Below are 7,887 nucleotides of genomic sequence, written 5' to 3' on the forward strand. Positions count from 1 at the left end.
GCTCGAGGTCGCTTCGATTCCTCTTACAACACAAAAAGCGTGTTATTGCGAGGAACCTCCAGCGCTCTACGCACCTGACCAAGGCGATTCCGCTTTTCTAGTGTAAATAAATGGTGGCTATTTTTACGTGTCATCCTTTTATGGTTCATGTACAATGAAAGAGGAAAATGAACGTCAGGAGCGTACTTTTATGCAAAAGTTTACAAGATTTCGGTTTTCAAAAACCATTGAAAATATACAAAATGATTGGTTCGAAGGATATCAATCGTATCGTAAAGGGCATAAGCACCATGTTTTGCTTGAAAGTGGAAGAGGTGGGCGATTCCATATTATTGGAGCTTGTCCGAGTGCATTGTTGAAAGGGAAAGGTGACACGCTAGAAATTCATTCTAGTTCTGGCGTTAGATTCGAACAAGGTGATTTACTTGCATTAGCAGAAGCCTATTTGAATGCTTACGAGATTAACGAAGGTGAAACACGAGCAGCTAACCTACCGGATTTTAAAGGTGGCGCAATTGGTTACATCAGCTATGATATTGCCCGTCAAATTGAGACACTACCCGTACAAACGATCGATGATATGGACATGCCTGATCTCTACTTTATGATCTTCGAAGAGTTTGTGGTTTATGATAAAACGACGAACGCATTAACGCTCGTTACACATTTGAATATAAACGACCCAGATATTGGTATGGAGAAATTAAATGCCATGGAAGCACAATGGTTTCAAACAAAGGAGACGAATGTTACTTCAAATGATACGGAGAAAAGTTTAGTGGATTCACCAGAATACTCAATGGATGAAGAAGCGTTCACATCAGCAGTCAAGCAAGTGCAAGAATACATTCGGAGCGGTGATGTGTTTCAAGTGAATCTATCTGTGCGACAATCTCAGCCATTACATTCTGAACCGCACAAAATATATGAGCATTTAAGAAATTTCAATCCATCTCCGTATATGGGGTATATGGAAACACCAGACTTCCAACTCGTGAATGGTTCACCAGAATTACTTGTGAAAAAGCAAGGGGACCATGTAAGCACAAGACCGATTGCGGGTACCCGCTCTCGCGGAAAAACGCCTGAGGAAGATGAAGCACTAGCCAAAACTTTAATTGAAAATGAAAAAGAACGCGCAGAACATGTCATGCTCGTTGACTTAGAGCGAAATGATCTAGGCCGTGTTTGCCAGTATGGAACAGTAGAAGTCAATGAGTTTATGGTTATTGAAAAATACTCACACGTTATGCACATCGTTTCAAATGTTCAAGGGATGCTTCATGCGGACGAGTCGACGATGAATTTAGTAAGAGCGACATTCCCAGGTGGTACGATAACAGGAGCACCAAAAGTACGCACAATGGAAATTATAGAAGAGCTTGAGCCTGTAAGAAGAGGTGTTTATACAGGGTCCATAGGTTGGATTGGGTTTGACGGAGATACTGAGTTGAATATTGCAATTAGGACGATGATTTGTAAGGGTGGAAAAGCATTTGTACAAGCAGGCGCTGGTATTGTTATTGACTCGGACCCTCAAGCGGAATTCAAGGAAAGCCTTAAAAAAGCGAAAGCGCTATGGCACGCTAAAGAATTAAGTGAAAAACGACCATAAAGAAGGTGTAAGAAATGATTGTAATGATCGATAATTATGACTCGTTTACCTACAACCTCGTGCAATATCTAGGGGAGTTGGGGGAAGAGCTGATCGTAAGACGGAACGATAAAATAACAATTGAAGAGATTAAAGACCTGGACCCTAGCTTTCTAATGATTTCACCTGGACCATGTAGTCCTGATGAAGCTGGAATTAGCTTAGAGGCGATCCGTTATTTTGCAGGAAAAATACCGATTTTCGGTGTTTGTTTAGGCCATCAATCTATTGCGCAAGTATTCGGTGGAGACGTTATTCGGGCTGAGCGTCTAATGCACGGGAAAACGTCAAGAATTCAACATGATGGAAAGACCATTTTCTCTGAGATGGCACCTGAAGTGACTGCAACCAGATATCATTCTTTAATCGTCGATCGCACTAGCTTACCAGACTGTTTTGACATATCAGCTGAAACGGAAGAAGGCGAAGTTATGGCGATTCGGCATAAGACGTTGCCCATCGAAGGCGTACAATTCCACCCAGAATCCATCATGACCGATAACGGGAAACAACTACTAAAGAACTTTATTAAATCTTATAAACGGGAGTTAGTATGTACATCTATCTAAATGGCGACATTGTAGATGAAAGAGCTGCAAAGATTTCTCCATTTGATTACGGATATCTATACGGTATAGGATTATTTGAAACGTTTCGAGTATATAATGGTCATCCATTTTTGCTTGATGATCATTTGGAGCGCATCAACCATTCGTTACAAGAGTTGAACATCAAATGGACATTTCAAAGAGCGGAAGTCTTAGAAATTGTCGAGCAACTGCTCGAAAGTAACCATTGGCGCAACGCCAGTATCCGACTCAACATATCAGCGGGTAAAGGAGAGGCGGGTCTGAGATCTTTAAGTTTCGATCAGCCTACAATTCTTGTATACGGAGGCGCTTTGCCAGAAGCTGGTGAAACACTTCAAGAAAAGCATGCGCAAATTCTCTCGACTACAAGAAATAGTCCGGAAGGTTATGAACGCTGGAAATCTCATCATTTTATGAATAATTTGTTGGCGAAACAAGAATTGAACGATCCTTCTGTCGAGGGGATTTTTCTTAACGAAAAAGGTTACGTAGCAGAAGGCATTACCTCAAATGTTTTTTGGGTGAGGGATAGTGTTTTATACACGCCTTCTATTCATACAGGAATACTGAACGGAATTACACGTCAATATGTATTGTCGCTTTGCGAGAAAATACGGCAACCGGTCAAGGTCGGGGAATTCATCCAAGAGGATTTAATGGAAGCGGACGAAGTTTTTGTTACGAATTCAGTTCAGGAAATTGTGGGGATTAAATCACTAGGTGACCTTCAACTTCCTGGGAAAAATGGCGACGTGACGAATGCGTTATTCAGTGAATATGTCCAAGGCCGGATGAATACCTGGACAAGGCGAACATAGAAAGGATTTTAAGTAATGAAGTACAACCCCATTTATTTATTTCCAAGCAACGAAACAGATGCAATGAACGAGTTAATGTCAGTTGGTGCTAAGATTGATCGTCTTCGTAGAAATCAGTTGATAGAAAGTAAAAATGTGATCAGAATCGAAAATCTCTCATTGAAAGTGGCTTGGCAGTTGAAACAATCGATGCTCCTTCAAGGCCTTGGTTGCATCATTTCTGAGGAAGCAGAACAGTTAGAGGCTGAGGGAACGGACGCCATCATCCTAGGTCATCCCTTCGGATTGCAGCGTGCCGTTCATTCGCTGCTAGAACATGATAATGATGAAGTGATTCATGTCGGGAGAGAGATTCAACAACTGCTTGCCAATGAAGGTGAACGACAAAAGTCACGTGTATTAAACATTAGAGATTTCTCGATGGATCTTAATGAACGGACTTGGATCATGGGGATATTAAATGTAACACCGGATTCCTTTTCAGATGGAGGTAACTACACTTCAGTTGACTTAGCGGTGAGACACGCGCAGGAAATGGTTGAAGCAGGTGCTGATATCATTGACATTGGCGGGGAGTCAACTAGACCAGGTGCTGAAAAAGTAACATTAGAAGAAGAGATTGAAAGAGTTGTTCCGATTATTAAGGCAGTTAGAGAAGCGGTTGATGTACCGATTTCTATTGATACGTATAAAGCAGAGGTTGCTAAACAATCCATTGAAGCGGGTGCGGACATTATTAATGATGTTTGGGGCGCAAAAGCGGATCCGATGATGGCAGAAGTTGCAGCAACCTACCAGGTTCCGATTATCCTTATGCACAATCAGGGAGATGGAAACTACAACCATCTCATGTCAGACATTGCAAAAGGATTAAGGGAGAGTATTGACCTTGTAAGAGATGCAGGTGTAAAAGATGAAAATATCATTCTCGACCCGGGAATTGGATTTGCGAAAACATATGAAGATAATTTAGAGGTTATGTTCAACCTAGAGGTTTTGACTAAGCTAGGTTACCCGGTGGTTCTTGGTACATCTAGAAAGTCGTTTATCGGTAAAGTATTACAAACCGAAGCAAACGAGCGAATGGAAGGTACGGGTGCGACGACATGCCTTGGAATTCAAAAGGGATGCCAGATTGTTCGTGTTCATGATGTTCTGGAGAATAAGCGGATGGCAATGATGATGGATGCCATGTTAATGAAAAAGGGGGCTGTCCAGTATGGATAAGATCTACATTGATAATATGAAATTCTATGGTTATCACGGTGTATACCCAGAGGAAAACAAATTAGGGCAACGTTTTAATGTCAATCTTGTACTTGAATGTGATTTAGCAAATGCGGCAAAAACCGATGACATTGAAAGTACAGTTCACTATGGACAAGCATATGAAATAACAAAAGAAATTGTAGAGGGAGAACCGAAGAAGCTTGTTGAATCCATTGCAGAAGATATCGCGCAAGCTTTACTTGGGGAATTTCCGATTATTCAAGCTTGTACAGTTAAGGTGATTAAGCCGGACCCACCAATTCCAGGACATTACGATGCTGTTGCAATTGAAATGAAGAGGTCTCGCTCATGAATGAAGTGTATATCGCACTTGGATCCAATATCGGCGATCGCAGTCATTATATGAAAAGCGCAATTAAGGAAATAGAACAATTAAACGATACACAGTTCGTTAAAGCGTCGTCCATTTATGAAACAGACCCAGTGGGCTATACGGATCAAGATGCTTTTTTGAACATGGTGATTCGTGTACAAACCCAATTAACCCCTCAAAATCTACTGAGCGCTTTATTGGATATCGAAAAGAAACTCAATCGTACACGTGAGGTACACTGGGGTCCACGTACGATAGACCTTGACATTTTGTTGTATAATCAAGAGAATATACAATCAGAAGACCTAAAAATTCCACATCCTAGAATGCTCGAAAGAGGATTTGTCATGATTCCCCTTTATGAGCTACAACCTAATTTGAAATTTCCACATACGGATGAAAACTTTGCACAGGTCATCGAAGAAAGAATTGACAAAAAAGGAGTAAACGTATGGAAGCGGAACAATGGGGAAGGCGAATACGGGCTTTTCGGAAACTAAAGGGTTTCACGCAAGAAGGGCTTGCAGGGGAAATGAACATTTCTGTCTCGATCCTTGGAGAGATTGAACGAGGGAATCGAATGCCAGATCAAGATTTTATCATTAAAGTCACTAAAGCTCTTCATATAACTCAAGAAGAACTTTCTCCAAAGAAAGTACAGCAGTTGTAAGCACGAGGTGAAGATGTTGTGATACGATAAATGCACAAAAAGCGTACGAAATTAAAGTAGGATAACCGTGTTCTCTTAGAGAATACTGTTTACATACGTCTTGGTGTCAACACAAGCAACCTATCAATATAGGAGGATGAGTATGAGTGAACAAATAACCCAACTCACTAGTGAAGGCATCAAGAAGTTAGCTACGGATTTAATTGAAATGTACGAAAGCAAGAAAGAAACCTTTGAACAGGCATCTGAAAAGATGGGGGAAGAGGCGCAATTCATTAAGCAAAGGATTGTGGACCTTGAACGGATCGTGTACTCCGCTGAACCTTTAAAGGAAGGTAGTCGAAACGGAGTTGTTTCCCTTGGGTCTACCGTTTCCTTATTGGATCCCTTTTTGGATGTAGTAGAATCTTATAAGCTTGTCCACCCGATTGAAGCTTCTCCAATGCTCAATTATCTATCAGTAGATTCGCTCTTAGGAAGAGAGCTTTTACTAAGGACTAAGGGTGAGAAAGTTAGTGTTACAGTTAATAATGAAATAATCACATATACAATATTGAACGTGAATTGATTTTTAGGAGTGATACAAATGAGTCAAGATGTCGAATTAAATGACCAATTACTCGTTCGACGAGAGAAGTTGAATACGTTAAAAGATTTAGGCGTCGATCCTTTCGGACACCGATTCGATCGAACACACACTGCTGATTCTATGGTGAAGAACTACGGTGATATTTCTAAAGAGGATTTATCTGACCAAGAAAACGTCGTGTCCCTTGCAGGCCGCATTATGACTAAACGCGGAAAAGGGAAAGCTGGATTTGCGCACATGCAAGACCTGACGGGGCAAATACAACTATATGTTCGTAAAGACTCTGTTGGAGAAGAGCAATACGAATTATTTAACACGATAGACATTGGCGATATTGTAGGCGTTCAGGGTGTAGCCTTTAAAACAAAAGTTGGAGAGTTATCTGTAAAAGTGACGGACTTTTCCTTGCTCTCTAAAGCATTACGCCCACTACCAGACAAATTCCACGGGCTTAAAGATATTGAACAAAGATACCGTCAACGTTATGTTGACTTAATTATGAATCCTGAAGTAAAGGATACATTTGTTACGCGTAGCCGAATATTGCAATCCATGCGTCGCTACTTAGATAACAACGGGTACCTTGAAGTTGAAACACCGACAATGCACTCGATTCCTGGTGGAGCTTCTGCACGTCCATTTATTACGCACCATAACTCTCTTGATATGGAGTTATACATGCGAATCGCGATCGAGCTTCACTTAAAGCGTCTAATTGTCGGAGGTATGGAAAAAGTGTATGAGATTGGGCGCGTCTTCCGTAATGAAGGTGTATCCACTCGCCACAATCCTGAGTTTACAATGATGGAACTATATGAAGCGTACGCCGATTATAAAGATGTCATGGCGCTTACAGAAAACTTAATTGCACACGTAGCGGAAGAAGTTCTTGGAACCACAACCGTGAAATATGGAGACTATGAAGTAGACTTAAAGCCACAATGGACACGACTACACATGGTTGATGCAGTTAAAGAGCATACTGGAGTCGACTTCTGGAAAGAAATGAGCGACGAGGAAGCACGCGCACTTGCGAAAGAACATAATGTTCCAGTAAAAGAAACGATGACTTTCGGACATGTGTTGAACGAATTCTTTGAACACTTCGTTGAAGAAAAGCTCATACAACCCACATTTGTATATGGACATCCAGTGGCTATTTCTCCTCTTGCTAAAAAGAATGCAGAGGATCCGAGGTTTACAGATCGTTTTGAACTATTCATTGTCGGTCGCGAACATGCGAATGCCTTTACCGAGCTCAACGATCCAATTGATCAACGCGAAAGATTTGAAGGTCAGTTAAAGGAACGTGAAGAAGGGAATGACGAAGCGCATATGATGGACAATGATTTCATCGAAGCGCTCGAATATGGACTTCCTCCTACAGGTGGGCTTGGAATTGGAATTGATCGTGTTGTCATGTTGTTAACGAATTCAGCTTCGATTCGAGACGTATTACTCTTCCCTCAAATGAGAAATCGCAGCGAGTAATGAAGTAAATAGATAGTTATGGGTTGGCTCTTCTAAAATAGGAGCCAACCTTTTCTTTATTCAGGGATTTCTACTAAAGGATTTTTGCTAATCCTTCACCTATAATGTGATCCTTAATAACGGGATTTGCACGTATCTTCGACAAAGACTAGGTTATTAGTCCTAAGTTCGAATGCTTGGGAACTTATTTTGTAAAAATGTATTGCTTCATCTTCTGAAAGATGGTATATTATTTTTCGTCGTCGGAAATACTGATTTCGCGGCAACACACAAGATAAAATAAGTTGTTGACATTCAATAACGCAGTGTGGTAAATTAATAAAGTCGCCAATAAGCGACAGGTTATACAGATTCGCACAAACGAATCGACAATAGCTCTTTGAAAACTGAACAAAAGCCAAGCGTGAAACACGGGTCTTTTTATAAAGAACCCTGAATCAATTTCGATTTAAAATTATGAGCAAGTCAAACA

9 protein-coding genes are annotated in these 7,887 nt (G+C 40.9%); all 9 read left to right on the plus strand.

Annotated elements, in window-relative coordinates:
- The first annotated feature begins 190 nt into the window (after positions 1 to 190).
- The 9 genes from pabB to lysS all read left to right on the plus strand — a co-directional run bounded on the left by pabB (position 191) and on the right by lysS (position 7,415).
- Complete coding sequence (gene pabB / locus L2716_RS18205; protein WP_236339372.1) at positions 191 to 1,615, plus strand: aminodeoxychorismate synthase, component I; 1,425 nt, start codon at positions 191 to 193, stop codon at positions 1,613 to 1,615.
- A gap of 14 nt (positions 1,616 to 1,629) precedes the next feature.
- Positions 1,630 to 2,223 (plus strand): aminodeoxychorismate/anthranilate synthase component II, encoded by a 594-nt coding sequence (pabA, locus tag L2716_RS18210; RefSeq protein ID WP_236339375.1) that lies wholly within the window; start codon positions 1,630 to 1,632, stop codon positions 2,221 to 2,223.
- A complete protein-coding gene (gene pabC, locus L2716_RS18215) occupies positions 2,208 to 3,062 on the plus strand; it encodes an aminodeoxychorismate lyase (protein WP_236339377.1) in 855 nt (284 codons plus the stop codon). Before pabA ends, pabC begins: the two co-directional genes overlap by 16 nt.
- Before the next feature lie 420 nt (positions 3,063 to 3,482).
- Positions 3,483 to 4,289, plus strand: coding sequence for a dihydropteroate synthase (gene folP / locus L2716_RS18220; protein WP_236339388.1), 807 nt, complete (start codon positions 3,483 to 3,485; stop codon positions 4,287 to 4,289).
- On the plus strand, positions 4,282 to 4,644 hold the full coding sequence (gene folB / locus L2716_RS18225) for a dihydroneopterin aldolase (protein WP_236339378.1): 363 nt from the start codon (positions 4,282 to 4,284) through the stop codon (positions 4,642 to 4,644). Before folP ends, folB begins: the two co-directional genes overlap by 8 nt.
- Entirely contained in the window at positions 4,641 to 5,165 is a 525-nt protein-coding gene (gene folK / locus L2716_RS18230) for a 2-amino-4-hydroxy-6-hydroxymethyldihydropteridine diphosphokinase (protein WP_236339381.1), read from the plus strand. Before folB ends, folK begins: the two co-directional genes overlap by 4 nt.
- Positions 5,117 to 5,335 carry a helix-turn-helix domain-containing protein gene (locus tag L2716_RS18235; protein ID WP_236339383.1) on the plus strand — a complete coding sequence of 73 codons (219 nt, stop codon included), beginning with the start codon at positions 5,117 to 5,119 and terminating at the stop codon, positions 5,333 to 5,335. The genes folK and L2716_RS18235 overlap by 49 nt, the downstream gene beginning before the upstream one ends.
- 142 nt (positions 5,336 to 5,477) lie before the next feature.
- On the plus strand, positions 5,478 to 5,903 hold the full coding sequence (locus tag L2716_RS18240) for a GreA/GreB family elongation factor (protein ID WP_236339385.1): 426 nt from the start codon (positions 5,478 to 5,480) through the stop codon (positions 5,901 to 5,903).
- An 18-nt stretch (positions 5,904 to 5,921) separates the two neighbouring features.
- Positions 5,922 to 7,415 (plus strand): lysine--tRNA ligase, encoded by a 1,494-nt coding sequence (gene lysS, locus L2716_RS18245; RefSeq protein ID WP_236339386.1) that lies wholly within the window; start codon positions 5,922 to 5,924, stop codon positions 7,413 to 7,415.
- Positions 7,416 to 7,887: the final 472 nt, after the last annotated feature.

Source organism: Pseudalkalibacillus berkeleyi, from assembly GCF_021608225.1.
GTDB lineage: Bacteria > Bacillota > Bacilli > Bacillales > Fictibacillaceae > Pseudalkalibacillus > Pseudalkalibacillus berkeleyi.

Coding starts and splice junctions, on each gene's coding strand:
- pabB (WP_236339372.1), top strand. CDS start 191: ATGCAAAAGTTTACAAGATTTCGGTTTTCAAAAACCATTGAAAATATA.
- pabA (WP_236339375.1), top strand. CDS start 1,630: ATGATTGTAATGATCGATAATTATGACTCGTTTACCTACAACCTCGTG.
- pabC (WP_236339377.1), top strand. CDS start 2,208: ATGTACATCTATCTAAATGGCGACATTGTAGATGAAAGAGCTGCAAAG.
- folP (WP_236339388.1), top strand. CDS start 3,483: ATGGATCTTAATGAACGGACTTGGATCATGGGGATATTAAATGTAACA.
- folB (WP_236339378.1), top strand. CDS start 4,282: ATGGATAAGATCTACATTGATAATATGAAATTCTATGGTTATCACGGT.
- folK (WP_236339381.1), top strand. CDS start 4,641: ATGAATGAAGTGTATATCGCACTTGGATCCAATATCGGCGATCGCAGT.
- L2716_RS18235 (WP_236339383.1), top strand. CDS start 5,117: ATGGAAGCGGAACAATGGGGAAGGCGAATACGGGCTTTTCGGAAACTA.
- L2716_RS18240 (WP_236339385.1), top strand. CDS start 5,478: ATGAGTGAACAAATAACCCAACTCACTAGTGAAGGCATCAAGAAGTTA.
- lysS (WP_236339386.1), top strand. CDS start 5,922: ATGAGTCAAGATGTCGAATTAAATGACCAATTACTCGTTCGACGAGAG.